At 61.3% G+C, this 24475-nt stretch carries 23 protein-coding genes and 1 tRNA gene; 16 read left to right on the top strand and 8 right to left on the bottom strand.

What is annotated here, in order from left to right; translation table 11 throughout:
* Positions 1–152: 152 nt before the first annotated feature.
* The 8 genes from ACN0SD_RS08665 to ACN0SD_RS08700 all read left to right on the top strand — a co-directional run bounded on the left by ACN0SD_RS08665 (position 153) and on the right by ACN0SD_RS08700 (position 7797).
* Entirely contained in the window at positions 153–1355 is a 1203-nt protein-coding gene (locus tag ACN0SD_RS08665) for an NnrS family protein (protein ID WP_417807840.1), read from the top strand.
* Complete coding sequence (locus ACN0SD_RS08670; RefSeq protein ID WP_417807841.1) at positions 1352–2242, top strand: FAD:protein FMN transferase; 891 nt, start codon at positions 1352–1354, stop codon at positions 2240–2242. The genes ACN0SD_RS08665 and ACN0SD_RS08670 overlap by 4 nt, the downstream gene beginning before the upstream one ends.
* A gap of 102 nt (positions 2243–2344) precedes the next feature.
* On the top strand, positions 2345–2800 hold the full coding sequence (locus ACN0SD_RS08675; protein WP_417807842.1) for a c-type cytochrome: 456 nt from the start codon (positions 2345–2347) through the stop codon (positions 2798–2800).
* Positions 2801–2812: 12 nt separating this feature from the next.
* Positions 2813–4198 carry a cbb3-type cytochrome c oxidase subunit I gene (locus ACN0SD_RS08680; RefSeq protein WP_417807843.1) on the top strand — a complete coding sequence of 462 codons (1386 nt, stop codon included), beginning with the start codon at positions 2813–2815 and terminating at the stop codon, positions 4196–4198.
* A gap of 5 nt (positions 4199–4203) precedes the next feature.
* On the top strand, positions 4204–5013 hold the full coding sequence (locus ACN0SD_RS08685) for a CbbQ/NirQ/NorQ/GpvN family protein (protein ID WP_417807844.1): 810 nt from the start codon (positions 4204–4206) through the stop codon (positions 5011–5013).
* Positions 5014–5022: 9 nt separating this feature from the next.
* On the top strand, positions 5023–6984 hold the full coding sequence (locus ACN0SD_RS08690) for a nitric oxide reductase activation protein NorD (protein WP_417807845.1): 1962 nt from the start codon (positions 5023–5025) through the stop codon (positions 6982–6984).
* Complete coding sequence (locus ACN0SD_RS08695) at positions 6981–7541, top strand: cytochrome c oxidase subunit 3 (protein ID WP_417807846.1); 561 nt, start codon at positions 6981–6983, stop codon at positions 7539–7541. The genes ACN0SD_RS08690 and ACN0SD_RS08695 overlap by 4 nt, the downstream gene beginning before the upstream one ends.
* Positions 7542–7545: 4 nt before the next feature.
* Positions 7546–7797 (top strand): cytochrome C oxidase subunit IV family protein, encoded by a 252-nt coding sequence (locus tag ACN0SD_RS08700; RefSeq protein WP_417807847.1) that lies wholly within the window; start codon positions 7546–7548, stop codon positions 7795–7797.
* A gap of 56 nt (positions 7798–7853) precedes the next feature.
* Here the strand turns inward: ACN0SD_RS08700 and ACN0SD_RS08705 are convergent, their stop codons facing one another.
* From ACN0SD_RS08705 to recJ, 4 genes are all read right to left on the bottom strand, one after another.
* Positions 7854–8429, bottom strand: coding sequence for a DUF4202 domain-containing protein (locus ACN0SD_RS08705; RefSeq protein ID WP_417807848.1), 576 nt, complete (start codon positions 8427–8429; stop codon positions 7854–7856).
* The gene (locus tag ACN0SD_RS08710; protein WP_417807849.1) at positions 8426–9148 is read right to left on the bottom strand and encodes a Crp/Fnr family transcriptional regulator; all 723 of its coding nucleotides are present in this window, start codon (positions 9146–9148) and stop codon (positions 8426–8428) included. The genes ACN0SD_RS08705 and ACN0SD_RS08710 overlap by 4 nt, the downstream gene beginning before the upstream one ends.
* 900 nt (positions 9149–10048) lie before the next feature.
* Positions 10049–10123: transfer RNA gene (locus ACN0SD_RS08715), tRNA-Glu, on the bottom strand.
* 145 nt (positions 10124–10268) lie between these two features.
* Positions 10269–12011 carry a single-stranded-DNA-specific exonuclease RecJ gene (gene recJ / locus ACN0SD_RS08720; RefSeq protein ID WP_417807850.1) on the bottom strand — a complete coding sequence of 581 codons (1743 nt, stop codon included), beginning with the start codon at positions 12009–12011 and terminating at the stop codon, positions 10269–10271.
* A 263-nt stretch (positions 12012–12274) separates the two neighbouring features.
* Between recJ and ACN0SD_RS08725 the strand changes: the two genes are divergently transcribed.
* The 3 genes from ACN0SD_RS08725 to ACN0SD_RS08735 are packed head-to-tail and all read left to right on the top strand — an operon-like array spanning position 12275 to position 14449.
* On the top strand, positions 12275–12973 hold the full coding sequence (locus tag ACN0SD_RS08725) for a TerB family tellurite resistance protein (RefSeq protein ID WP_417807851.1): 699 nt from the start codon (positions 12275–12277) through the stop codon (positions 12971–12973).
* On the top strand, positions 12973–14001 hold the full coding sequence (locus ACN0SD_RS08730; protein ID WP_417807852.1) for an endonuclease/exonuclease/phosphatase family protein: 1029 nt from the start codon (positions 12973–12975) through the stop codon (positions 13999–14001). Before ACN0SD_RS08725 ends, ACN0SD_RS08730 begins: the two co-directional genes overlap by 1 nt.
* 31 nt (positions 14002–14032) lie before the next feature.
* Complete coding sequence (locus tag ACN0SD_RS08735; protein WP_417807853.1) at positions 14033–14449, top strand: AAA+ family ATPase; 417 nt, start codon at positions 14033–14035, stop codon at positions 14447–14449.
* Here ACN0SD_RS08735 and ACN0SD_RS08740 read toward each other — a convergent pair.
* From ACN0SD_RS08740 to ACN0SD_RS08755, 4 genes are read right to left on the bottom strand one after another with little or no spacing between them, the layout of a single operon-like run.
* Positions 14446–15996: a Ppx/GppA family phosphatase gene (locus tag ACN0SD_RS08740; protein WP_417807854.1), complete on the bottom strand. Its 1551-nt coding sequence runs from the start codon at positions 15994–15996 to the stop codon at positions 14446–14448. The two genes, ACN0SD_RS08735 and ACN0SD_RS08740, sit on opposite strands and share 4 nt — an antisense overlap.
* A 38-nt stretch (positions 15997–16034) precedes the next feature.
* On the bottom strand, positions 16035–18200 hold the full coding sequence (locus ACN0SD_RS08745; RefSeq protein ID WP_417807855.1) for an RNA degradosome polyphosphate kinase: 2166 nt from the start codon (positions 18198–18200) through the stop codon (positions 16035–16037).
* Between the two features lie 51 nt (positions 18201–18251).
* Positions 18252–18926: a chromosomal replication initiator DnaA gene (locus tag ACN0SD_RS08750; RefSeq protein ID WP_417807856.1), complete on the bottom strand. Its 675-nt coding sequence runs from the start codon at positions 18924–18926 to the stop codon at positions 18252–18254.
* Positions 18927–18932: 6 nt separating this feature from the next.
* Positions 18933–20066, bottom strand: coding sequence for an AI-2E family transporter (locus ACN0SD_RS08755; protein ID WP_417807857.1), 1134 nt, complete (start codon positions 20064–20066; stop codon positions 18933–18935).
* 185 nt (positions 20067–20251) lie between these two features.
* Here ACN0SD_RS08755 and proS point away from each other — a divergent pair, with 185 nt between their 5' ends.
* From proS to ACN0SD_RS08780, 5 genes are all read left to right on the top strand, one after another.
* Positions 20252–21589 carry a proline--tRNA ligase gene (gene proS / locus ACN0SD_RS08760; protein ID WP_417807858.1) on the top strand — a complete coding sequence of 446 codons (1338 nt, stop codon included), beginning with the start codon at positions 20252–20254 and terminating at the stop codon, positions 21587–21589.
* Positions 21576–22067, top strand: coding sequence for a hypothetical protein (locus ACN0SD_RS08765; protein ID WP_417807859.1), 492 nt, complete (start codon positions 21576–21578; stop codon positions 22065–22067). The genes proS and ACN0SD_RS08765 overlap by 14 nt, the downstream gene beginning before the upstream one ends.
* Positions 22068–22134: 67 nt before the next feature.
* Complete coding sequence (locus tag ACN0SD_RS08770; protein WP_417807860.1) at positions 22135–23427, top strand: lipoprotein-releasing ABC transporter permease subunit; 1293 nt, start codon at positions 22135–22137, stop codon at positions 23425–23427.
* Entirely contained in the window at positions 23420–24100 is a 681-nt protein-coding gene (locus ACN0SD_RS08775; protein WP_417807861.1) for an ABC transporter ATP-binding protein, read from the top strand. The genes ACN0SD_RS08770 and ACN0SD_RS08775 overlap by 8 nt, the downstream gene beginning before the upstream one ends.
* Positions 24101–24433 (top strand): arsenate reductase family protein, encoded by a 333-nt coding sequence (locus tag ACN0SD_RS08780; RefSeq protein ID WP_417807862.1) that lies wholly within the window; start codon positions 24101–24103, stop codon positions 24431–24433.
* Positions 24434–24475: the final 42 nt, after the last annotated feature.

A 24475-nucleotide genomic window follows, 5' to 3' on the forward strand; every position in this document is an offset into this window, starting at 1 on the left:
TTTTCGGCGCAGCGATTTTATCCGACTTGATCCGAGGTCACGCCAACCGGTCCGCATTGACTTTCGTTAAGGCGAAGGCCGCGGTGGCGCGCCTATAGTCAGGCAATCCCGTTGCGCGTGCGCTGCACGCAGTTTCTTCGCGAGGAAACATCATGACTTCGTTCAAGCTTCTCTTCTCTGCCGGATACCGGGTGTTTTTTCTGTTGGCGGGCCTTTTCGCCATCTTTGCGATGATCGTCTGGGAGGGCTGGCTGGCCATTCATGCAGCGGGCGGGATGGTCGGGGACGAGCCGTTCGCGATGGCGCCGCACCTGTGGCACGCACATGAAATGATCTTTGGCTACGGTTCAGTCGCGATCGCCGGGTTCTTGATGACCGCCGCGCCGAACTGGACCAAGGCGAAAGGCGCAGGCAGCGTTTTCTTTCTTGCTATGACGGCGCTCTGGCTGGCCGGGCGCATGGCGATCTGGTGGTCGGGCGGCCTGTCGCCCGTGCTGGTGGCTGTGGTTGATCTGGCCTTCCTGCCGGTGGTGGCGGGGCGCATTCTGGCGATGCTGCTGGCCCGCCCGAAGCCGCAGCAGATGATCTTGCTGGCGATGATCGCGCTGATCTGGGCGGGGAACTTGATGGTGCATCTGGAATGGATGGGCATCAGCGAGGACACAGCCTATGCCGGACTGCGCGTAGGGTTGTTCGCGCTTTCGTCCCTGATTCTTATCCTTGGCGGTCGCGTGACCCCGGCTTTTACCCGCAACGCTATGCGCCGCGAGGGGCGCGAAGACAGCCTGCCGCGCGATGTGACTGCGCTTGCCATTCCCGCAATCGGTGGAGGGATCGCCGCGACGCTGTCGATGCTGGCGGGTCTGCCCGAAGCTGTGACCGGCGCGCTGGCGCTTGTCGCAGGGGGCGCGGCGTTGGGGCGTCTGATGTTCTGGCGCGGGCTTTGGACGGTGCGCCAGCCGATCCTGTGGACGTTGCATCTGTCTTACGCGGCTGTTGCGCTGGGATTCGTCGCGCTTGGGCTTTCGATGCTGGGGGTTGGCTCTGAGGTGGCCGCGCTGCATATTCTGGGCATCGGCGGGGTTGGCGGCATGACCCTTTCGGTAATGTCACGCGCCGCGATCGGTCATTCGGGGCGAGAGTTGGTAGCGCCGGGCGAACTGGTCCTTGCCTATGCGCTGGTGCCCCTTGCTACGCTGGCGCGGTTTGCCGGATCGACGTTCCCTTCATTCTACTATCCCGGCGTGCTGCTGGCGGGTGCGCTTTGGATCGTGCTGTTCACGTTCTTTGTCGTCACGCTCTGGCCTGTGTTTTGGGGCGAGAAGAAAGCCACTGACAAGGGGGCCACTGCATGACCCTTTCGCGCCGTCGTTTTCTAACCATTTCTGCGTCGGCTGCAGCAGTTTCGCTTGCGTCAGGCACAAGCGCAAGCGAGGTCGCCCAATGGCAAGGCCGCGCGCTTGGGGCGGATGTGAGTCTGCGTGTCGAGGGGGTGCCTGCGGGGGCAGGCGCGCGGCTCTGGCAGCGGGTCGGGCACGTTCTAGAGCAGGTCGAGGCGCGGTTCTCGCTGTTCCGGCACTCCGAGTTGGTGCGGCTCAACGAGACGGGTGTCCTTGTGAACCCCAGCGCCGCGATGCGCGCGCTGATGGGTTTGACGGGGGATCTGAACGCGGCCACTGGTGGGGTGTTCGATCCTTCCGTGCAGGTGATCTGGCAGGCTTTGGCCGAGGGACGAGACCCCGACCCGGCGCGCCATCTTGCCGGCTGGCACCGAGTGCAGATCGGGGACGACCGTATTCGCCTTGCCCCCGGCGCGGCGCTCACGTTCAACGGTATCGCGCAGGGCTTTGCGGCTGACCAAGTCGCGGCGCTGATGCGACGCGAGGGGCTGGGAAATGTCCTCATTGATGCAGGCGAAATCGTGGCGCTGGGGCAGGGTGGAGACCAGACCCCGTGGCGCGTCGGGATCGCGGGGGCGGATGGCACGCTGCTGGCCACGCACCCTCTGAGCAACCGGGCGCTGGCGACGTCTTCGCCGGGGGGCACTCGCGTCGGCCCCGCGCATGCGGCGCATATCCAGCATATCGACGGGCGCGGTGCGCTTTGGCAGACGGTGTCGGTCTCGGCCCCGTCGGCGGCGCTGGCGGATGGCCTGTCGACCGCGTTTTGCTTGATGACGCGTACGCAGATCACCGAAGCGCTGACTGCCTTTCCCGACGCCCGGCTTGAATACCTAGGCTGAGGCGGCGAATTTACGAACAATTGACTTTGGTTAAGGGGGCGAATCGCGCTGCCGGGTAATCGTCCCTTTGCAGACAGCAATCTCGAGGGAAGGAAGAACGCTATGCGTGAAGTCATGACCAAGAGCATGGCCCGCAATATTTTTTATGGCGGTTCCGTGTTCTTTATCCTCATATTTGTAGGCCTGTCGGTGCATTCGCACAGATATATCGTCACCAAGTCGACCGATGTGGCAACGCTGACCGGCAGCGTCGCAGCGGGCAAGCATATCTGGGAAAAACACTCTTGCGTAAATTGCCACACGATCTTGGGGGAAGGTGCCTATTTCGCGCCTGAGCTGGGGAATGTGATGGACCGCTGGGGTGTGGATCGTGGCGATCACGAGGCGGGCTACGAAACTCTCAAGTCCTGGATGGACGCCATGCCCACCGGCATCGAAGGCCGCCGACAGATGCCCAATTTCAACCTGACTGATGAAGAATACCGCGAGCTTGCGGATTTCCTGATGTGGACCAACACGATCCGCACGCAGGATTGGCCGCCCAACGACGCGGGCTGAGGGGATGAAACCATGAAATATTCGACACAGAAGATCGCGCTTATGTACTTTGCGGTCGCTCTGGCCCTGTTCGCCGTGCAGGTGACGATGGGCCTCATCATCGGCTGGATCTATGTCAGCCCGAATTTCCTCTCCGAGGTCCTGCCGTTCAACATCGGACGGATGCTGCATACCAATTCGCTTGTCGTCTGGTTGCTTCTGGGCTTCTTCGGAGGGGCCTACTACCTCATTCCCGAGGAGGCCGAGCGCGAAATTCACTCGCCCTTCCTAGCCTATCTGCAACTGGGAATTCTGGTGCTAGGCACGGCAGGCGTGGTCGTCACCTACCTGTTCAGCCTGTTCAAGGGCAGCCTGATGTTTGGCTATAGCGGACGCGAGTTCATCGAACAGCCGATGTGGGTCAAGATGGGGATTGCGGTTGCGGGGGTGATCTTCCTCTACAATATCTCGATGACGGTGTTGAAAGGGCGCAAGACGGCGATCACCAATATCCTGCTGCTTGGCCTGTGGCTCTTGGTGCTGCTGTTCCTCTTTGCCTTTTACAACCCGGCCAATCTGGCGCTTGATAAGCAATACTGGTGGTTCATCGTGCACCTCTGGGTCGAGGCGACGTGGGAGCTGGTGATGGCATCGATCCTCGCCTTCCTGATGCTCAAGCTCACAGGCGTCGACCGTGAGGTCGTGGAGAAATGGCTTTATGTCATTGCCGCGCTGGCGCTCTTTTCGGGGATCCTCGGCACCGGACACCACTATTACTGGATCGGCATGCCGGGCTACTGGCAGTGGATCGGCAATATCTTCTCAACGCTCGAAGTGGCACCTCTTTTCACGACGATGGCGTTTGCCTTCGTGATGATCTGGAAAGGGCGCCGCGATCACCCCAACAAGGCAGCCTTGTTGTGGAGCCTCGGCTGTGCGGTGATTGCCTTCTTCGGCGCGGGTGTCTGGGGGTTCCTGCACACGCTGAGCGGGATCAACTACTATACCCATGGCACGCAAATCACCGCCGCGCATGGCCACTTGGCCTTCTACGGGGCCTATGTCTGCCTCAACTTGGCGATGTTCTCTTATGCGATGCCGATCGTGCGCAACCGTGACCCCTATAACCAAGTGCTCAACATGGGCGCGTTCTGGCTGATGTCGGCGGGGATGGCCTTCATGACCTTCACGCTGACCTTTGCGGGCACGATTCAAACCCATATGCAGCGGGTTGAGGGCGTTGATTACATGAGCGTTCAAGATCAACTCTGGATCTTCTACGTCATGCGCTTTGGGTCCGGTGTCGCGGTTGTTCTGGGGGCTTATCTGCTGATCTACGCACTGGCCTTCCCGCGTCGCGAGATCGTCACGGCGGGGCCAGCGCAGGCGCGCAAATCCCTTGAAACCCCTGCGGAGTGATGGTGATGAACGCGCATAGCAACAAGATGGAGGGGGCGGCGCACGCCCCCTTCTACCTCCCACAGGGCGACGAGTGCGAGATTTTCGCGACCGCCGCCCGCAATGACCTTCCGCTTTTGCTCAAGGGCCCGACGGGCTGCGGTAAGACGCGGTTCGTGTCCCATATGGCGGCGACGCTGGGCCGACCGCTATATACTGTGGCTTGTCATGATGATCTGTCGGCGGCCGACCTGATTGGGCGCTACCTTCTCAAGGGCGGCGAGACAGTCTGGGTCGATGGCCCGCTGACCCGTGCGGTGCGCGAGGGCGCGATCTGTTACCTCGACGAGGTGGTCGAGGCGCGCAAGGACGTGACCGTCGTGTTGCATCCGCTGACCGACGACCGGCGCATCCTGCCCATCGACCGCACCGGCGAAGAGCTGGAAGCGGCGGAGGGCTTCATGCTGGTGGCCTCCTACAACCCGGGTTACCAGAACATCCTCAAGACGCTGAAGCCCTCAACGCGGCAGCGCTTCCTCGCGGTCGAATTCGATTTTCCGGCGCAGGAACACGAGATCGCCGTGGTCGCGCGTGAGAGCGGGCTTGACCCGGAGCGGGTGAAACCGCTGGTGCGCCTTGCGAACAAACTGCGCGATCTCAAGGGGCAGGACCTTGAGGAAGGGGTTTCGACCCGCCTCGTGATTTATGCCGCTACGCTGATCGGGCAGGGCATGCCGGTCGATCGCGCGATCCTCGCTGCGATGATCGAGCCGCTGACGGACGACGGGGATGTGAAACGCGGGCTCCTCGATCTAGTTACCGCCATCTTCGGGTGAGGCAAAGCGATGACAACGGTCGAAATCGAGCCATGGGAACCCGAAGAAACGGTTGGGAAACTGTGGCACGCTTATGCCAGCCGCCTCGACGCGCCTAGCGTCCACGACGGAGCCCGTGTCGGCCTTAGTGAGGTCGGCGGGCGGTTGGCAGTTCTTTTCCGGGGCTTGGGCGGTGGCCATGCCGTCGAGATCAAGCCGGTGGGCGAGGAGGTCTCGCATCACCGGTTGTCGTGGCGGCGCAAGCTGGGCACATGGGCCGAGACCGCGCCCAGAGCCAGCTTTGACGGTGCCGCGCTGCGCCTGCCGGAATCGCTCGCGGTGTTTCCCGCGCGCGAGGCCAACGCCGCGCTTTATGTCTGGCTTGCCGCTTGTGCTGCGCAAGCCGCGCCGGGGGGCGCGATGCCCGACGATCCGTTGCAGGCCGATCTTTTGGGGCTGCATCACGCGCAGGTGACGGTGCGCGCAGCACTCGATGCCGCGCCCGGCTACGCCCGACTTTACGCCGACCTTTGCGGGGCAGTTCTAGCGCTGCGCCGGGTGCCGCACCTGCCGCCAATCGAGGCCGCTCTGGAACAGGCGTTGCGCGCGCATCTGGGCGATGAGACCGCCGCGGGCGATCTGGCGCAAGACATGCGCGCCGCCATCGAAAGCGGCGATGTCGCGCGCTTCACCGCGCCGCGCCGCTATTGCCCCGCGCGCCCGGTGCCGCTCTGGTCCGATTTGCGCGCGCTTTGCGCATCAAGCACCACTGCCGTTGAAAGCCCCGATGCCACGGGCGCGCCCGAGGTCTCCGAAGATGGACCGTCGCGGCGCGCGCGCCGCCGCAAGGCCGATCAGGCAGAGCGCCAAGACAGTCTTATCCTGCACAAGTTCGAATCGATCCTCAGCTTTGCGCAGTTCATGAACATTAACCGCCGCGTTGATGATGACGACGAAGACAACGCGGGCAAGGCCGCCGACGATCAGGACGAGATCGGACTGGGTCAAATTTCTAAGGCCCCTGCGACTCGCATGAAATTGCACCTCGACCTCGCGCCCGAAGACGTGGATCGCGAGGCGCTTTCAGATGAGACGACCTATCCCGAATGGGACGTGCGCACAGGGGCCTACATGCCCGCTCATGCTCGCGTGTTGGCCACGCGCATCGAGGCGCAAAGCGGGATCAGCGCCTTTGCCGATGATCCTCGCGCCCGCGCGCGCATCAAGGCGGTGAAGCGGCAGTTCGAGGCGCTACGCCCGGGCCGTATCTCGACCCCAGGCCATTCCGAGGGCGATGAGCTGGACATAGAGCGCGCCGTGCGCGCTCAGGTCGATTTTGCCGCGACCGGCGAGGGCTATGATCGCGTCTGGCGCCAGACCCGGGCCGAGAAACGCGATCTGGCGGTGTCGATCCTTCTGGATGTGTCACGCTCGACCGAAGCCGCGATTCCGGGCCATGGCCATGAGGGCCGCACCGTGATCGACGTTGAACGCGAGGCGCTGGCCGCCTTTGCATGGGGGCTTGATGCCTGTGGCGACGATTTTGCGATTCACGCGTTTTCCTCGCTTCGCCGACAACGGGTATATGTCCAGACCGCCAAGGATTTCGGCGCGTCGATGAGCCGCGAAGTCGAGGCGCGGATCGCGAGCCTCAAACCGGGTTTCTACACCCGGCTGGGTGCGGCGATGCGCCATGTCTCGGCCGAGCTTTCGCGCCAACCCCGCAAGCGGCGGTTGCTGCTGGTGATCACCGACGGCAAGCCCAACGATCTTGACCATTACGAGGGCCGCCACGGTATCGAAGACAGCCGCATGGCCGTGCGTGAGGCACGGCGCGCGGGGCATTCGGTTTTTGGCATCACCGTGGATCGCGATGCGAAAGCGTGGTTCCCGCGCATTTTTGGGCAAGGCGGGTTCGCCGTGATCCCCAATCCTGACAAGCTGACCGCAACGCTGCCGCGCATCTATCGCGAGTTGGTGGGGGCGGGATGAGCGACGAAACCCAAGGCGAAAGCGATTTTTACGCGCTGCCGGGCGATCTGATGATGTGGATTCTCATCATCTCGGAACTTGTGGTGTTCGGTGCGGGGCTGATGGCTTTCATGGCGATGCGGTTAACCGATCCGGCGGGGTTTAGCGCCGCGCAGGGCCATCTCAATGCGACGGCGGCGGGGATTAATACCATCGTTCTGGTCACGTCGGGCTGGCTCGCGGCACTCGCGCTTAAGGCGGGCGAGGCGGGGCAGGTGATGCGGGTGCGCCTGCTACTGGCGGGGGCCTCGGCTCTGGGCGTGCTTTTCCTTTGGATCAAGGGGATGGAATACGCGGGCAAGGCGGCGGAGGGGATCAATTTCGAAACCCACACGTTCTTCACCTTCTATTACCTGCTCACCGGGTTTCATGCGCTGCATGTGCTGGCGGGGATCGTTATCCTCGCGCTGGTTGGCTGGAAGGCAAGCCCGCGTAATCTCGAGGTCGGCACCGCGTTTTGGCATATGGTCGATCTGGTTTGGGTGCTTTTGTTTCCCATCATTTATCTGCTGAGGTAAGGCGATGACTGCGACGCAAGGATGGCTGGCGCTGGTGGCGCTCTCGGTGGGCAGCACGCTGATTGCGTTCTCGGGCAGCACGGGGGCGGTGATCGCCGTGGCGATCCTCGCGCTGGCTTGGGTCAAGGCGCAGATCGTGCTGAACGTCTATCTCGGCCTCTCGCAGGTGCCAGCGTGGAGCCGGGGCTTTGCGCTCGTGCTGGGGCTGTTCATGCTGGGGGCGATGGGGCTTGCGGTGGCGACAGGGGCGGTCTGATGCGCCTTCGCGCGGACCACGAAAGGCGCGTTTTTACGGGAACTCGGGCCGTGCGCTTACCCGGCATCCTGATCGCGAAACGCCCCGGCCAGCGCCTCGGGCAGATCGAATTCTTCCAGTACCCGCGCACGCCCCTCAGCCGACATCTTGCGCGCCGTGCGCAGCACGATCTTGTCCAGCGCCTCGGGTGACTGCGTGCCCGAGAAGGGCGCGAAATACCACTTGAGAAAGACGAAACAGATCACGTCTTCCAGCGCTTGCACCTCTGCATCGCGCTTGATCCCCTCTTTGCGCAGCAAAACCCCGGCGCGGTCGCAATCCTCGGGTGGATACCCAGCCTCTGCCATGATCCCAGCCACCCGCGCTCCATGTCGGCGGCCCTGTTCGCGGCGCCAGTCGAGATAGCCGGTGCGGCCCTCGGGGAAGTCCTTGCGTGGCAGCAGCCAGCGCTCGATATGTTGCCCGCGTGCGGCGATGCGCAGCACATCTGACGCGTCCGGGAAAAGCCGATCAAGTTCGGCTGTCATCCGCTCGCCATAAAGCCGCGCGGCGGGGCGGGTTTCGCTTGTATCTGGATCCCCAGCATTGGCCGCGTCAACGGCATCAAGGGCGGTTTGCAGTCGCGTCTTCATAATTTATTCCAAGCGTTGGCGGGGTCTTCGTCGGCGAAATTGCGCAGTGCGTTTAGATCGGCGATTGTGGCGTCCTCGCGAGTGACTGTGACGCCGACGGATTTCAACTTGCCGAACGCCCGGCTCAGGCTTTCGGGCTTCATCCCCAGACGCCCTGCGATCAGCCCCTTGTCGTAAGGCAGGCGCACCGTGCACCCTCCGGCGCAGTCCCCTTTGTCGCAATCACACAGATCAAGCAGGAACTCGGCCACGCGCTGCGACCCTGTGCGGGCTTTCAGCGCTTCGAGCTGCGCAACAAGCGCATGAAGGTGAGTGAACGTCGCCGCGAGAATTGCCAGAGCCACTTCATGGTTCTCACGGATCATCTGCAGTAAGGTGGAGACCTCGATCCGGATCAGGCGGCAATAGGTCACCGCCTCGGCCGATACGGGATAGATGTCGTTGTGGAAGGCCAAGGCTTCACCGAAACTGCGCCCCTTGGTGAAAACGCCGACAACCGCCTCAGTGCCATTGGGCGAAATCCGGTATAGTTTCACCCAGCCTTTGGCCACGATATAGATCGCGCGCGCCTGCTCGCCCTGAAGGAAAACGGTGGTCCCGCGATCAAACTCGATCACGCGCGCGCTTTCCAGCAGCGCATCCTGCAAATCCTGCGGCAATTTGTTAAGGAGAAGGGATGATTGCGCGATCAGGCGATCATTTGGCTGAATTCCAGTCATTTGGTTCGCCTCCGGGGCTTACAGCTTGCGGAGTGTCTCGCACTCTCGAGGCCTTCATTGACCAAGGGCGTGCCAGCCCTCCAGACAGCCTGCCAACGAACGCCCAATTCGCGTCAGACACCCGAGGTAACTCATACAAATATCGATTCAAGTCAACGGCATAAGCCTAAGCTGTTGCGTTGCTTCTAATGCGCGCCCGACGCTATTGCCATGCTGTTTGCTTCTCGAGACAGCACTCCGCCAAAGGTGTGAGAACACTGAACTATTCGCCACGCCGAAAGGGCTTGTGCCGTCTATGATACCCGGTGGCGGATGGCGCGACGGTGCCGATCTAATATGAAGGCCGGATTGCGCGCGTCCCAGTCGCAAAAGATCTACGCGACAGCCTTGATGAAAAATACGAGATTGCTACCGGGGAGCTTGCAGAAGATGATGCAGGCGCGATCGTTAAGAAATGGTCCCAAATCGAGAAACTCGTAGATGCCGGTCCGCGTCGCGACGCTGTCGTTGCCAACATTTCCCAGCATTTAGATGCCCGTTTTGGGGCGATTGATGGCAAGGCGATGATCGTCTGGACGAGCCTGCGGATCGCGACTGAAGCGCGGACGGTCAGGCCGACGCCCGTGCCGACGGCCCGCCCCTCTGTGTTCCAGACATCTCTAACCCTGCAAGGGTGTGGAGTTGGCCGAACGCCTTGGCTTCGATGCCTCATGGCTGCGCGATGTGCGCGTCCATCACCCGAATTTTGGAGATGCGGCCCAAGTTTTCGACCCTTTCACCCATCTCGGATTTTTCGCCGCGCACACAGCCTGTCGAGATCAATGCCGCCGATAGGAATGATGGTGCGAAAAACAAACGAAGGGGAAATCCCTTACGAATCAAATTATTAAATGGATAAAGTGGCAGCCCGTAGGGGAATCGAACCCCTCTTTCCAGGTTGAAAACCTGGCGTCCTAACCGATAGACGAACGGGCCACTCAAGGCGATCAAGCGCTTGGCTTGTCGGCGTGGGCGGTGTTTAGGCCAGAGCTTGGTGACTCGCAAGGGGGTTTTTGATGTTTTTGCGAAACTTTCGCATCAAGATCGGATACCCGCTGAATGCGGTGTGAAAACAGTGGCTTCAGGCGCGCGCGGCATCCTCTAGGCGCAGTTGCACCTTATTGCGCCCGCCCCAGGAATTGATCTCAAGCCGACCGGCCAGATGAAAGCGCTGCGCGCCGCGTTCGCTGAGCGCGGGGCCAAGCGGGCCGTCGAACGCGCCGAAGTTTATCGCCTCTATCCGCGCGCCCATACCGTCGCCGAACATAAAGCGCAGATGGCTTTCTCCGATCGGGCGCGGTGATGCGATCTCCATATTGGCAAAGGCAAACCGCGGGGCAGGGGCACCTTGGCCAAAGGGGCCGGCGCGGTCGATATCCTCGATCAGTTGCGGGGTTGCGGCACCGGGCATCAACAGACCATCAAGTCGCAAATCGCGCGGGCCTTGCGTGCCAGCCCCTTGCTTGGCCAGCAACGCGGACAGGCGCACCATCGCGGCCTCCAGCTTACTTTCCTCGACGGTCAGACCCGCCGCCATCCGGTGTCCACCGCCCTTGAGCAGCAAGCCCTCGGCGGCGACTCGTTGAATGGCCGCGCCGATATCGACGCCATTGATCGAGCGCGCCGAGCCTTTGCCGATACCGCCCTCCAGCCCGATCACCACGGCGGGACGGTTGGTGGCCTCTTTCAGACGTGCGGCGACGATGCCCACGACGCCCGGATGCCAGCCCTCGCCTGCGGCCCAAACAAGTGGGCCGTCCAGCCCACGCTGCTCGGCCTGAACCAGCGCCGATGCGCGCACCGCGTTTTCGACCTCGCGGCGCTCGGAGTTCAGCATATCAAGCCGCTCGGCCAATGCCTGCGCCTCATGGGGATCATCGGTGGCCAAAAGGCGCGCACCCAAATCGGCGGCACCTATCCGACCCCCTGCATTGATCCGCGGACCCAGCACGAAGCCCAGCGAATAGGCGCTTGGCGCGCGGTCAAGGCGGGCCACATCGCTTAAAGCCACCAGACCGGGGCGCTCGCGCTGCGCCATGATTTTTAGCCCCTGACGCACCAGCGCGCGGTTGCAGCCCAATAGGGGCGCAACATCGGCCACCGTCGCCAGCGCAACCAGATCGAGCAGTGCCATCAGCGGCGGACCTTGCACATCCTGCGCGCGCAGCTGGCGATTGGCCTCGACCAGCATCAGGAATACCACAGAAGCGGCGCAAAGATGACCCAGATCTCCGGTTTCATCCAGCCGGTTGGGATTCACACAGGCCAGCGCATCTGGCAGGGTCTCGCCGCCCAGATGGTGATCGAGAATGATGACATCGGCGGGTTTGGCGGCAGCCACTGGACCGTGGCTGAGCGTGCCGCAATCCACGCAAATGATCAGCGAATGATCGCGCGCCAAAGCCTCCATCGCGGGCTCGTTGGGGCCATAGCCCTCGTCGATTCGGTCGGGAATATAGAGCGTCGCTTGACGTCCCATTGCGCGCAGCCAATGGATCAACAGCGCCGCCGAAGCCCCGCCATCCACATCATAATCCGCGAAAACGGCGATGTTTTCGCGCGCATTGAGCGCCGCGAGAAACCGAGTCGCGGCGCGTTCCATATCCTTGAGGCTGCGCGGGTCGGGCAGCAGGTCGCGCAGGGTGGGCTCGAGAAAGCCCTCGGCGTCCTGCGGGCTTACGCCGCGCGCCACAAGGATTCGCGCCAAGGGTAGCGGCAGGCGGGTGGTTTGCGCCATCGCCTCGGCGAGACGGTCGGTCTCGGGCGCGGGGCCAACCCAGCGGCGTCCGCTTAGGGAATGATCGACGGAGAGAAAACTGCTCATAGATTGGTCATAGCGAAACGCAGGCGGGCTTGCCAGAGGGCGCAGCGGTTGGCGGGTTACTGCTTCTCACTAAATATCAGCGGTTTTTCACGCTTCAAAATATGTGATATTCCGATGTTTTTAGGCGTTGAGCACGCAGTTATTGCCCCGAAACCATCCTTTTCCCGACATTACAGGGTTGTAATGCCCCCGCGCATTTCTGCGGGTGCAAATCCGGGAGGCTGGCGCTAAACTTGGATGCGTAAAGCGAATACTAGGATATGATGGATAAGCCGCTTTCACTTTGGTCGCGCATCGCGCAGGCATTGGCCGCCCTTGGTCGGGGCGAGGGGCTGTCGAGTGTCTTTGACAATCTGCGCGAACCACCTGAGCGCTCGGTCGCTTTTACAATTGCGGTGATTGCGCTTGGGGCCAAAATGGCCAAGGCCGACGGGCAGGTCACGCGCGATGAGGTCGCCGCGTTCCGCCGTATTTTCCAGATCCCGGCGGATGAAGAGGCCAATGCCGCGCGCGTCTTTGACATGGCGCGCACCGATGTGGCGGGCTTTGACGCTTATGCGCGCAAGATCGCGCGGATGTTCGGCCCCGGCGCGGATGTGCTGAAAGACGTGCTTGAGGGGTTGTTTTTCATCGCGATGGCCGATGGTGATTATCACGAGGGCGAGGACGCCTTCCTGCTCGAAGTCGCGCGCATCTTCGGGCTCGAAGAGTGCTGTTTTCGCGCGATGAAAGCGGCGTTCGTGCCCGATGCTGCGCCCGATCCGTGGTCGGTTCTGGAAGTGGCGCCCGGAACGCCACTTGCCGAGGTCCGCAAGATTTGGAGCGCCAAGGTGCGCGAGGCCCATCCCGATCGCGCGATAGCACGCGGCTTGCCGCCCGAGGCCGTGCAATTGGCCGAACAGCGGTTAATTGCGCTCAATGCCGCTTGGGAAGAATTGCGCGATTCTGCGGCCAAATCCTGATGCGCTTGGCCACGTGGAATATCGAGTGGTTCACCAATCTTTTCGATCGCAAGGGTCGTCTGCTTGAGGATGGCGAATGGTCGGCACGCTACAATGTGACGCGCGCCGAGCAGATCGGCGCGATCGCGATTGTGCTGAACGCGTTGGACGCCGATGTGCTGCTGGTCGTCGAGGCCCCCGATGACAACCGACGCCATAAAACGGTTGCGATGCTGGAATCGTTTGCCGCAAAGTTTGAGTTGCGCCAACGCAAGGCTTTGATCGGGTTTTCCAACGATACGCAGCAGGAAATTGCGCTGCTCTATGATCCTGATGTTGTGCGCGCCCAGCATGATCCGGTTGAAAGCGAGGCTTGGCCGCGCTTTGACGGAGTGCTGAAAATCGACCTCGATATTGATGCGCAAATGGACACAGTGACCTTTTCCAAGCCGCCATTAGAGGCGGAGCTGGAAACAGCGACCGGGCAGGTGATGCGGTTGATCGGGGTGCATATCAAATCCAAGGCCCCCCATGGCGTGACGAGTCGCGAAGCGGCGATCCGGATCGCGATTGAAAACCGGCGCAAGCAGCTGGCGCAGTCGATTTGGCTGCGGGGCCGGGTTGAGTCGCATCTGGCCGCAGGCGACAGCGTGATCGTGTTGGGCGATTTCAACGATGGTCCGGGCTTGGATGAATATGAAAAGCTGTTCGGGCGCTCGGGGGTTGAGATCGTCGCGGGCGAGGGCGGGCCCGAGGAGTGGCGCTTGCACGACCCGCATGCGCGCCTGAGTGCTGCGCATCAAACCTCGGCCGCCCCCAGTTCGGCGCGGTTCTATCTTATTGATCAGAAGCAGTATTTCTCGGCAATGCTAGACTTCGTGATGCTCTCGCCCGATCTGGCGGCGCGCGCGGCGAATTGGCGTATTTGGCATCCGTTCGATGACCCGAAAATCTACCGCGTGCCGGAATTGCGCGAGGCATTGTTGCAGGCGTCTGACCATTTTCCGGTATCTGTTGATCTAAATGTCGACGCGGCGGAAGGGGCGTGATCTTTGCTCATTGTGGGAGTAAGCTGACCAAATGAAAGCCTTGTTTGTTCCCATTCTGGTTGCCTGCCTCACCGGCCTGCCCACATATGCCCAAACGCCTGAAAGCGATGCTGATCGCGGCTTTTCGCTGCTGGAAGAGGGCGCGCAACTGCTGTTTCGTGGCATCATCGAACAGATGCGCCCGGAACTGGAAGAGATGCAAAAGGGCTTGGGCGATGCGGCAGAGCAGTTGGGTCCAAAGCTGCGCCAATTCATGGCGCTGATTGACGATATAAAAAACTATGAGGCACCCGAGCGCCTACCAAATGGCGATATCCTGTTGCGGCGTCGTGCCGATGCGCCGCCCCCGCCGCCGCTATTGAGCGAGCCACCCGAAGCGCCAGATCGCGACCGCCCCGATCTGCCGCCCGGCCATCCTTCCGTCCCGCAAAACGAGATCGAGCTTTAGGACACTTTCGCCTCGGCCTTGAGCGCATTGGCAAGCGAGCGGAACCGTGCCTCGGCGACCTCGCCAAACAACGCGCGGCCGCGTTTGCTCAGCTTCAGCGCCAGCACGTTTTTCTTGGCAGAATAGGACAGCTCACCCGCATCGGCGGGGCTGTGCGTGGCAAACATCGCGCCAAAACGCATGGCCTTGCCCAGTACCTCGGCCTCTTGCAGCGTCTCGGGCGTTAACAAATCAAACAGTGGTTCCAGCCGCGACCCAGAGCGCGAGTTTTTATAGCGGTGCAACAGCGCCAGACCCAGAAACACCCGCTCAGCATGTGACATCGCGGAATAGTTCGCGCGGGTGACATTTTCAAAGCAGGCCTCGGCGCGGTAATCGGGGTGGGTGCGCCACGTGGTGTCATGCAGCAGGCAGGCCGCGCGCACGAGACGGAATTTTTCCGGCGGCAACGGGCCAAAGATCGGCTCGATAAAGGCGTGAAGTTTCTTGCCAAATCCGGGCATGCGCGACATTAGGCGTTCGGTGTGGCGACACGCCTCGACCAGCGGGTCGCGGCGGCGCAACCGTTCGGGCATCTGTTCATACAGCAGCCCCTCGCGGATACCATAAGCCGACACGTCGATTTCCCGGGGTTGGAACTGCTCGATCAACTCGCCCAACACCTGACTGGCCAGCGGCACAAGCTCCATCCGCGCGGCAGAAGTGCCGGTTTTCGCGCGCAACTTGTCCATGTCGGACTTGGCGATCCAGTCGATGGTGTCGCGCAAATCATCGGGGCTCATGCGATATTCATGAAGCACCAGAAGGGGATAGCTGCGCCGCTCCATGTCAAGACGGGCAATCGCGCGCCACGATCCGCCCACCAGATAAATCCGGTCGTGATCGGTGCCGACTTGTTCGGCCAGTTCGGTGATCGTGTCTTTAATATGGGTCGCGAGTGCCTTTTTGCCGCCCTCAACCATTTGCAGACGAAAGGGCCCGAGCTGCGAGGTGGCGCGCCGCCAAACCTTGCCGTTCTTGATCTCGGCTAGCTCCATCGAGTTGCCGCCGATATCGCAGACCAATCCCTCGGCTTCGGGCCAACCCAGCAGCACGCCTTGCGCCGAGAGCCGCGCCTCTTCGACACCGTCGATCACATGCAGTTTCAGCCCGGTTTCGCGTTCGATCTTGGCACGATATTCGGGGCCGTCCTCGGCGTCGCGCATTGCGGCGGTGGCGACACAGGTCAGCGGGCCGATCTCCATCCCCTCGGCGAGCGCAGCAAAGCGTTTGAGCGCGGCCATGCCCCGCACACGCCCCTCGGCGTTCAGCTTGCCGGTTTCGGCCAGACCTTGGCCTAGACCCGCCATCACTTTTTCATTGAAAAAATAGGCCGGGCTGCGTGCTGCCCCGTCAAATACCACCATCCGGATCGAGTTCGAGCCGATATCGACCACACCAACGCGGCTGAGCGCGCGCGCAGAGGGGTCATCGAAAAGCGGCTGTCCGAAAGGGTCCCAATCATCAGAGTCATCCGTGATCGGCTGCGCGCTGTTTTTGGGAATCATCGGCCCGTCCGGTTAAGTCGTGTTGCCCTACGCTAGGGCTAGTCGAAGCTATGGGCAAGTTTAGGAACGTCGCTTGCCCCCGCGGAACCCCGTCCTGAGAGCGAGGGGAACTCCATGAAGAAGCGATGGCACGAAAACAGGTTGTCGCGATTTTCGGGTAAATGACGGATGAATTTGCCATCGGGCTGCAAGATCCAGCTTTGCGCCTCATCGGCCATATTCGCGGCCATGATCTGGCTGACGATCTGGGCTTTGACGGTGGGGTTTTTCGCCTCGACCAGCGTTTCGACGCGCCGGTTGAGGTTGCGCCCCATCCAGTCGGCTGAAGAAAAGAACACCCGTGCCTGATCCGAAGGCAAGCCGTGACCATTGCCAAAACACACGATGCGCGAATGTTCCAAGAACCGCCCGACGATGGATTTCACCCGGATATTTTCCGACAGGCCCTTGATGCCGGGGCGAATACCGCAAATGCCGCGCACGACGAGGCTGATTTTGACGCCCGCCTGCGAGGCAGCATAGAGCGCGTCAATCACCTCGGAATCAATCACCGAGTTCATCTTGGCCCAGATCGAGGCCGGTTTGCCCGCCTTGGCAAACGCGCTTTCGCGCGCGATCATATCCAGCAGGCGCGGCTTTAGCGAAATCGGCGAAATTGCAAGGTTTTCAAGCCCCTCGGGCTGCACATATCCCGACAGGTAGTTGAACACTTTGGTCGCATCGCGCCCCAGCGCCGCATCGCAGGTGAAAAAGCTGAGATCGGTGTAAATTTTGGCGGTGATCGGGTGGTAATTGCCCGTGCCGTAATGGGTGTAGGTCACAAGCTGATCGCCCTCGCGGCGCACCACGGTGCTGATCTTGGCGTGGGTTTTGTAGTTCATAAACCCGTAAACGACATGCGCGCCCGAGCGTTCCAGCCGCCGCGACTGGCGGATATTGGCGGCCTCGTCAAAGCGCGCTTTCAGCTCGACCAGTGCGGTGACGGATTTGCCCGCCTCGGCGGCCTCGCACAGCGAGGACACGATCGGGCTGTCTTTCGAGGTGCGATACAGCGTCTGTTTGATCGCCAAGACGTTGGGATCATTGGCCGCCTGATCCAGAAAACGCACCACCAGATCAAAGGTCTCATAGGGGTGATGCAGCAAAATATCCTTTTGCTTGATCGCGGCGAACATGTCGCCCTCGTGATCTTGCACACGTTCGGGCACGCGCGGGGTGAAGGTCGGCCAAAGCAGATCGGGGCGCTCGCTGAGCACCAGTTCCTTCACATCGGCGATGCCCACAAGACCTTTTTCGGCGACCACCTCATCTGGGTCGACATGCAACTCGCGCATCACCAAGGCTTGCAGATCCTTTGGCGCACCCGCAGAGACCGACATGCGAATGACCTGACCGCGACGGCGGCGTTTGAGCGCGGTTTCAAATTCGCGCACCAGATCTTCGGCCTCGTCCTCGACCTCAAGATCACTGTCGCGCAGCACGCGGAAACTGCACGAGCCGACATCACGATAGCCCGGAAACAGCGAGCCGAGGTGAATCATCAGCAGCTGTTCGAGCGGCAGGAACCGCGCCTCGCCGGGCAGGCGCACGAAGCGGTCGATCTGCTGGGGGATCGGCAAAAGCGCCTGCAGGCGACGCTTATCCGAGTCGCGTTCCAGCTCTAGCGCAAGGCAAAATCCAGCGTTGGGGATGAACGGAAACGGGTGGGCAGGGTCAATTGCCAGCGGCGAAAGCACCGGAAACACCTTGCTGAGAAAGTGCTCGGACAGATAGGTCAGGTCGGCCTTGCTGAGACGCGAGCGCGACACCACGGTGATGCCCTCGCGTTCCATCTCGCGTTTGAGCGCCGACCAAGTGGTTTGCTGCGTATCCATCAGCTTGCGCGCATCGGCGTTGATTCTCTCTAACTGCTCGGCAGGCGTGAGGCCATCGTCGGACACGGTCGCATTGGCCTCGCGCACTAGCTCCATCAGGCCCGCCACGCGCACCGAATAGAACTCGTCAAGGTTGGTGGCCGAGATCGACAAAAACCGCACCCGTTCCAGCAGCGGCACACGGGTGTTGCGCGCCTCATCCAGCACGCGCCAGTTAAAGGCCAGCCAGCTTAGCTCGCGGTTAAAGAATCGTCCCGGCCCCGAGATTTCCTCGGCGGGCAGGGTGACGGGCGTAGGGAACGGGGTTTTGAGAAAATCTGCCTGGGTCATATCCGCGCTTATCGTTAAGGTTTGTAAAGGCGCTGTGACAGTGTGCGCAGCTTAGTCCAGACTGTCCAGCACCTGCGCCGCCAAGGGGCGTGTAATTGCGCGTTTTTCGGCCAAAGCGCGGGCATCCAGGGCAATCACCAAGCGCCGCGCAGTAGAAAGCGAACGATCCATCCGTGTCACCAGCCAGTCAATCAGCGCGGGCGCAACGGCCAGTTGGTGATCGGCAAACAACTTGACCAGCACGGCCGCCAGCAGCGCATCATCGGGGGGCGTGATGCGCACGCTTGCGCTGGCCTGCATCCGGCTGATCAGATCGGGCAAGCGCAGCCCCCAGTCGCGCGGTGGCATGCGCGCGGTGATCAGCAGCTTGCCGCCCTCGGCTTGCATCAGATTGTGCAGATGAAACAGCGCTTCTTCACGCGCGGGATCAGCGTTTAGCCGATCCGCGCCCTCAACCACCGCAGCCCCTTGGGCGACAAGACGGGGGGCGTCGGCATCGGTCAGATCGGCGGCGAGAATGGTTTCAGCGCCCTGTTCCTGCGCCCAGATCGCAGCAAGATGCGATTTGCCCGCCCCCGCAGGGCCGATCAAAATCATCCGCCCGCTAGGCCAGCTTTGCACTGCGTCCAGCGTGGTCAGCGCCAGCGCATTGGCAGGGGCTACAAAAAAATCCTCGCGCCCCTGCGCAGACCGGATCGGCAGGGGGAAGATGAGCTGCTCGGCCATGACGTCTTAGCTTTCGTTTTCTTTCTTGGCGGTGCCTGTAATATGGCCGGTCTCTTCATTGATGAAGCCCGGAATTTCAGCACGTTCGTTCTCGACCACGCCGCGATACAGCGCCCCATGCAGGTATTGTTCGATCAGGAACCTTGCAACCACTCCGATCACAGCCGCCACCGGAACCGCGACTAACATTCCCAGAAAGCCAAACAGCGTGCCAAAAGCCGACAGTGCAAATAGTAGCCATAGTGGGTGCAGCCCGACCGAGTCGCCCACCAGTTTTGGCGTGATGATATTGCCTTCCAAGAATTGCCCGGCGGCGAAGATCGCGGCCACGATACCGATCTGCATCCAGTCACCCCAAAACTGGAACAGCGCCAAGCCAATCGCCAGCGCGCCGCCGATGATCGCGCCGACATAGGGGATGAAGGTCAGCGCACCCGCGACCGAGCCGACAAGCAGCCCGAAATCAAGCCCTGCCAGCATCAACGCGACCGCATAAAACGTTCCCAAAATCAGGCAAACCGTGACCTGACCACGCACAAAGCCCGATAGAACGCGGTCGATATCATGCGCAATCCGGCGGATCGTAGGGGCGTGGTCGCGGGGCAACCAGCCGTCGATCTTGGCCACCATCCGGTCCCAGTCCATCAGCATGTAAAACGCGACGACTGGCACCACGACGATGATAATTACCAAGTTCACGACAGTCATCGCCGAACTCAGCAGGGTGCCCGCAAGTTCACCACCGCGCGATTTGATCGCATCGCCGATAGAGGAAAGCGTGTCGTTCACCACCGAATTTTGCACCAGATCGGGGAAGCGCGCGGTCAAGAAGGTCTGGAATGAGGTCAAAAGATCGGGCGCCAGCGCAATCAACTGCCCCAACTGGCGCGCCAGCATTGGCACAATGGCCAGCGAAAGCACCACAAAGATCAAGATCGCGAGTAGCGCGATCACGATTGTCGACATGACCCGGCTTAGCCCCAGCTTTTCCAGCCGGTCCGCAAACGGATCAAGAAAATACGCAATCGCGCCCCCCATGATGAAGGGCAAAATCACATCCCCGAGCCACCACAGCGCAGCGATCAACACGATCGCAGCAAGGGTCCAATAGGTCATTTGGTGTCGAACGGGCAGGGCCATTATGGCTCCTTTCAGGGAAGGTTGCCTTAACGTGGCGGATAATCGGGGGAAATCAAGCGCGCATGATCCGATATCGCGGCGCGCACGCGAAAACTTGGCCGTTCCGTGTCCAAGCGCCATCTTGCCCACGGTCCCTATTTCCTCTAGGCCATCTGGCAACCGCTCAACCGCCTGAAGGAGCGCAAATGCGCCTGTCCCGCTATTTTCTGCCCGTTCTCAAGGAAACCCCCGCCGACGCGCAAATTGCCAGCCATAGGCTGATGCTGCGCGCGGGCATGATCAAGCAACAACAAGCCGGGATCTATTCCTGGCTGCCGATGGGGTTCAAGGTGCTTAAGCGCATCGAGCAGATCGTGCATGAGGAACAAGTGCGCGCCGGTCACATCCCGCTGTTGATGCCCACGCTACAACCTGCTGATCTGTGGAAAGAATCGGGGCGTTATGACGCTTACGGCCCGGAAATGCTGCGCATCAAGGACCGTCATGGGCGCGACATGCTATATGGTCCGACGAACGAGGAAATGATCACCGATATTTTCCGCTCGCATGTGGAAAGCTATAAATCGCTGCCCCTCACGCTTTATCATATCCAGTGGAAATTCCGCGACGAGGTGCGGCCCCGCTTTGGCGTGATGCGCGGGCGCGAATTCCTGATGAAGGACGGGTATAATTTCGACCTGACCAAAGAGGACGCGCTGCACGCCTATAACCGCCACATGGTCAGCTATCTGCGCACTTACGAGCGCATGGGCCTGACCGCGATTCCGATGCGCGCGGATAGTGGCCCGATTGGCGGCGATGATACGCATGAGTTTTTGGTGCTGGCCGATACCGGCGAATCCGAGGTGTTTTACGACGCTAAAGTGCCCGATCTGAAGCTGGGCGATCGCCGCGTCGATTACGACAATCGTGATGAAGTCGCTGGCATCTGCAATGAGTTCACAACCCTTTACGCGCACACCGATGAGACGCATGACGAGGCGCTGTTCAACGCCATTCCCGAAGATCGCCGCTGCGTCGGTCGCGGCATCGAAGTGGGCCAGATTTTTTACTTTGGCACGAAATACTCCGAGGCAATGGGTGCGACCGTGAATACCCCCGATCAGGGCAAGGTTCCGGTGCATATGGGCAGCCACGGCATCGGCGTCAGCCGCCTTGTGGGCGCCTTGATCGAGGCCAATCACGACGACAAAGGCATCATCTGGCCCGAAGGCGTGACGCCGTTCCATGTGGGTATCGTGAACCTCAAACAGGGGGATACATCCTGCGACAGCGCCTGCGAGGCGCTATATACCGCCTTCACCGAGGCCGGTCTTGAGCCGCTCTATGATGACCGCGAGGAACGCGCTGGCGCGAAGTTCGCAACGATGGATCTGATCGGTCTGCCGTGGCGCATCACCGTTGGCCCGCGCGGCGTGGCGGCGGGCAAGGTCGAACTGACCTCGCGACGCACCGGCGAAAGCGAGGAAATGTCGTCGCAGGAGGCGATTGAAAAAGTCGCAGCAATCTATGCGGCGCTTTGATCTGATCTTGGCGGCGGCCTTGGCACTGGCCGCCCCGATGGCGCAGGCCGAAGGGCTGGTGGCGTGGTCCAATGACAGCCTTGGGATTGCCGCGCAGGTGCCCCAAGACTGGCCCTCGGCGCAGATGTATGGCGGCGGGGTCCTATTTACGGCGCCCGGTTTTGACGCTCATGTCGCGCCCCATGTCGCGCTGCGCGCCCATCCCGATAGCGGTTCGGATCTGGGCGCGATGCATGACCAGATGCTGCGCTCGTTGTTGATGGATGGTGATCAGGTTACCACCGATCAGCAGGACAAGACCGGCTTCGAGATCGCCTCAACGACGGGTCTGGGCAAGCACGAGTTGCGCAAGACCATGCGGCTCAATTGCAAAGGCGGGCCTGTTCTGGCCGAGTTGCGCATTGATTATATGCAAGCTCAGGCGGATGAAATGGCATCGCTTCTGGCGGATGTGCCGGCGAGTTTGGGCTGCAAGTGAGCCCGCACCACTCTTGACCTTTGCCCCCTCGCAAGCCAGCTTGCGCCCGATTTAGTGGATGGAGCCTATGGCCGCACGCACCGCCCCGTTTTCCCGTTTCGAGTTTATGATCGCGTGGCGCTATCTGCGCGCACGCCGCGCCGAGGGTGGCGTGTCGGTGATGACATGGATCTCCCTGATCGGCATCATGCTCGGGGTCGCGGCGCTGATCGCCACGCTGGCCGTGCGTGCCGGGTTTCGCGCCGAATTCGTTAGCACGATTGTCGGGTCAAACCCACAGATCACCGTTTATTCGGCGCCCACGGAAGTCGTTGAGGGGTCAGGAGTTTATTCCAAGCTGATCCGCGATTACGATGCGCGCACGAAACGCATCAAGGCGATCCCCGGAGTGGTGAGCGCCGCGCCCGCCGTGCGCGGTCAGGCGATGGTGAGTTTTGCAGATCGCTCGAACGTGGCCGATGTTTACGGGCTGGCGTTGTCAGATCTGAAAAACATCCCCCGCATTGCCCATTCCGACGAAGCGCAGGGCAATATCGACGATTTCGATCAGGGCATCGCGATGGGCATCGGCATGGCGCGCGACCTGGGCGTGACAGTCGGGGATACGGTCAAGCTGATCTCGCCCAACGGGGCAAAAACCCCTTTCGGCACCAGCCCGCGGGTGAATGCCTACAAGATCGAATATATCTTTTCCGCCGGACGCTATGATATTGATCAGACACGGCTTTATATGCCGTTTGTCGAGGCGCAGAGCTTTTTCAACCGTGAAGGCGGGGCCGATGAGATCGACGTCGATGTCACCGATCCCGAGCGCGTCGATGAATGGGCCACGGCGATCAGCGATGCCAGCGGTCGGGGCACGCTGCTGTGGACGTGGAAAGACGCTTCGGGCAGTTTCCTGCGCGCGCTGGGCATTGAGGACAACGTGATGTTCATCATCCTGTCGATCCTCGTGCTGATCGCTTCGATGAACATCACCTCGGGCCTGATCATGCTGGTCAAGAACAAGGGGCGTGACATCGGGATTTTGCGCACAATGGGGCTGAGCCAAGGCTCGATCCTGCGCGTGTTCTTCATCTGCGGTGCGTTTATCGGGGTGATTGGCACGGCTGCGGGGCTGACGATCGGGGTGCTATTTGCGGCCAATATCGACCATGTGATGAGCTTCGTGAACTGGCTCAATGGCGGCGATGCTTGGGATCCCTCGATCCGCGGAATCTATCATCTTCCCGCTAAGTTGCAGCCTTGGGATGTGGTCAAGGCGGTGTCGCTGTCGCTGACACTGTCTTTCGTCGTGACGATTTTCCCCGCGCGCAGGGCGGCGCGCATGAACCCGGTGGAGGCGCTGCGCTATGAGTGATGTGCTGGTTCTGGAAAAGTTGGAAAAGTGCTACAATCGAGGCAAGCCGAACGAGATTACGGTGCTCAAAGATGTCAACTTGACAATTCCCAAGGGGCAAGTGACGGCACTGGTCGCGCCCTCGGGGGCGGGGAAGTCGACGCTTTTGCACATTGCGGGTTTGCTTGACACGCCCGATAGCGGGCGCGTGGTGCTTGAGGGCGACGATCTAAGTCGCGCGCGCGATGCCAAGCGCACGGCGGCGCGGCGTGAGAAGCTGGGCTTTGTGTATCAGTTCCACCATTTGCTGCCGGAATTTTCGGCAACCGAAAACATCGTTCTGCCGCAGCTTGCCAACGGCGTTCGCAAGGCGGATGCAGAGGCACGCGCCGCCGATCTGTTGGGCCGCGTCGGGCTAACCTCGCGCGCCGATCATCGCCCCTCTGAGCTATCGGGGGGAGAGCAGCAACGGGTTGCGTTTTGTCGCGCGCTCGCCAATGGGCCAAGCCTGTTGCTGGCCGATGAGCCGACCGGAAACCTCGACCCGGCGACCTCGGACACGGTGTTTGACGTGTTAATGGACCTCGTTCGCGAAACCGGGCTTTCTGCGCTGATCGCGACGCATAACATGGCGCTGACGGCCAAGATGGACAGGGTGTTGCGGCTGGATGGCGGCGCGCTGACGGAGGAATAGATGATCATTTACGGAATTTCGAGCTGCGACACGGTGCGCAAGGCCCGCAAGGCGCTGGACGGCGCAGGTCATTCGCCCGCGTTTCGCGATGTGCGCGCCGAGCCGCTTACGGCTGCCGAGACCGCCGAGTTCGAAACGGCATTCGGCGACAAAATCGTCAATCGCGCCTCGACCACTTGGCGCGGGCTGTCCGAGGGCGAACGCGCCGCCCCGGTGGCCGATCTGCTGGGCGCGCATCCCGCGCTAATGAAGCGGCCCGTGATCCGCGAGGGGGACAAGCTGACGCTTGGCTGGACGCCCGCCGTGCAGGCACAATGGCTGTCGCCCGAATGAAAACGGCCCGCACATAACGCACGGGCCGTTGATTGGACCTCT

Source organism: Thioclava sp. (genome assembly GCF_048263065.1).
Classification (GTDB): Bacteria; Pseudomonadota; Alphaproteobacteria; order Rhodobacterales; family Rhodobacteraceae; genus Thioclava.

What these genes read in the sequence shown, in the direction of transcription:
- proS (WP_417807858.1), top strand. Translation starts at nt 20,252, where the DNA reads ATGCGCCTGTCCCGCTATTTTCTGCCCGTTCTCAAGGAAACCCCCGCC.
- ACN0SD_RS08690 (WP_417807845.1), top strand. Translation starts at nt 5,023, where the DNA reads ATGACAACGGTCGAAATCGAGCCATGGGAACCCGAAGAAACGGTTGGG.
- ACN0SD_RS08765 (WP_417807859.1), top strand. Translation starts at nt 21,576, where the DNA reads ATGCGGCGCTTTGATCTGATCTTGGCGGCGGCCTTGGCACTGGCCGCC.
- ACN0SD_RS08740 (WP_417807854.1), bottom strand. Translation starts at nt 15,996, where the DNA reads ATGATTCCCAAAAACAGCGCGCAGCCGATCACGGATGACTCTGATGAT.
- ACN0SD_RS08735 (WP_417807853.1), top strand. Translation starts at nt 14,033, where the DNA reads ATGAAAGCCTTGTTTGTTCCCATTCTGGTTGCCTGCCTCACCGGCCTG.
- ACN0SD_RS08770 (WP_417807860.1), top strand. Translation starts at nt 22,135, where the DNA reads ATGGCCGCACGCACCGCCCCGTTTTCCCGTTTCGAGTTTATGATCGCG.
- ACN0SD_RS08665 (WP_417807840.1), top strand. Translation starts at nt 153, where the DNA reads ATGACTTCGTTCAAGCTTCTCTTCTCTGCCGGATACCGGGTGTTTTTT.
- ACN0SD_RS08775 (WP_417807861.1), top strand. Translation starts at nt 23,420, where the DNA reads ATGAGTGATGTGCTGGTTCTGGAAAAGTTGGAAAAGTGCTACAATCGA.
- ACN0SD_RS08675 (WP_417807842.1), top strand. Translation starts at nt 2,345, where the DNA reads ATGCGTGAAGTCATGACCAAGAGCATGGCCCGCAATATTTTTTATGGC.
- ACN0SD_RS08685 (WP_417807844.1), top strand. Translation starts at nt 4,204, where the DNA reads ATGAACGCGCATAGCAACAAGATGGAGGGGGCGGCGCACGCCCCCTTC.
- ACN0SD_RS08710 (WP_417807849.1), bottom strand. Translation starts at nt 9,148, where the DNA reads ATGACTGGAATTCAGCCAAATGATCGCCTGATCGCGCAATCATCCCTT.
- ACN0SD_RS08700 (WP_417807847.1), top strand. Translation starts at nt 7,546, where the DNA reads ATGACTGCGACGCAAGGATGGCTGGCGCTGGTGGCGCTCTCGGTGGGC.
- ACN0SD_RS08670 (WP_417807841.1), top strand. Translation starts at nt 1,352, where the DNA reads ATGACCCTTTCGCGCCGTCGTTTTCTAACCATTTCTGCGTCGGCTGCA.
- ACN0SD_RS08745 (WP_417807855.1), bottom strand. Translation starts at nt 18,200, where the DNA reads ATGACCCAGGCAGATTTTCTCAAAACCCCGTTCCCTACGCCCGTCACC.
- recJ (WP_417807850.1), bottom strand. Translation starts at nt 12,011, where the DNA reads ATGAGCAGTTTTCTCTCCGTCGATCATTCCCTAAGCGGACGCCGCTGG.
- ACN0SD_RS08730 (WP_417807852.1), top strand. Translation starts at nt 12,973, where the DNA reads ATGCGCTTGGCCACGTGGAATATCGAGTGGTTCACCAATCTTTTCGAT.
- ACN0SD_RS08780 (WP_417807862.1), top strand. Translation starts at nt 24,101, where the DNA reads ATGATCATTTACGGAATTTCGAGCTGCGACACGGTGCGCAAGGCCCGC.
- ACN0SD_RS08755 (WP_417807857.1), bottom strand. Translation starts at nt 20,066, where the DNA reads ATGGCCCTGCCCGTTCGACACCAAATGACCTATTGGACCCTTGCTGCG.
- ACN0SD_RS08725 (WP_417807851.1), top strand. Translation starts at nt 12,275, where the DNA reads ATGGATAAGCCGCTTTCACTTTGGTCGCGCATCGCGCAGGCATTGGCC.
- ACN0SD_RS08705 (WP_417807848.1), bottom strand. Translation starts at nt 8,429, where the DNA reads ATGAAGACGCGACTGCAAACCGCCCTTGATGCCGTTGACGCGGCCAAT.
- ACN0SD_RS08680 (WP_417807843.1), top strand. Translation starts at nt 2,813, where the DNA reads ATGAAATATTCGACACAGAAGATCGCGCTTATGTACTTTGCGGTCGCT.
- ACN0SD_RS08695 (WP_417807846.1), top strand. Translation starts at nt 6,981, where the DNA reads ATGAGCGACGAAACCCAAGGCGAAAGCGATTTTTACGCGCTGCCGGGC.
- ACN0SD_RS08750 (WP_417807856.1), bottom strand. Translation starts at nt 18,926, where the DNA reads ATGGCCGAGCAGCTCATCTTCCCCCTGCCGATCCGGTCTGCGCAGGGG.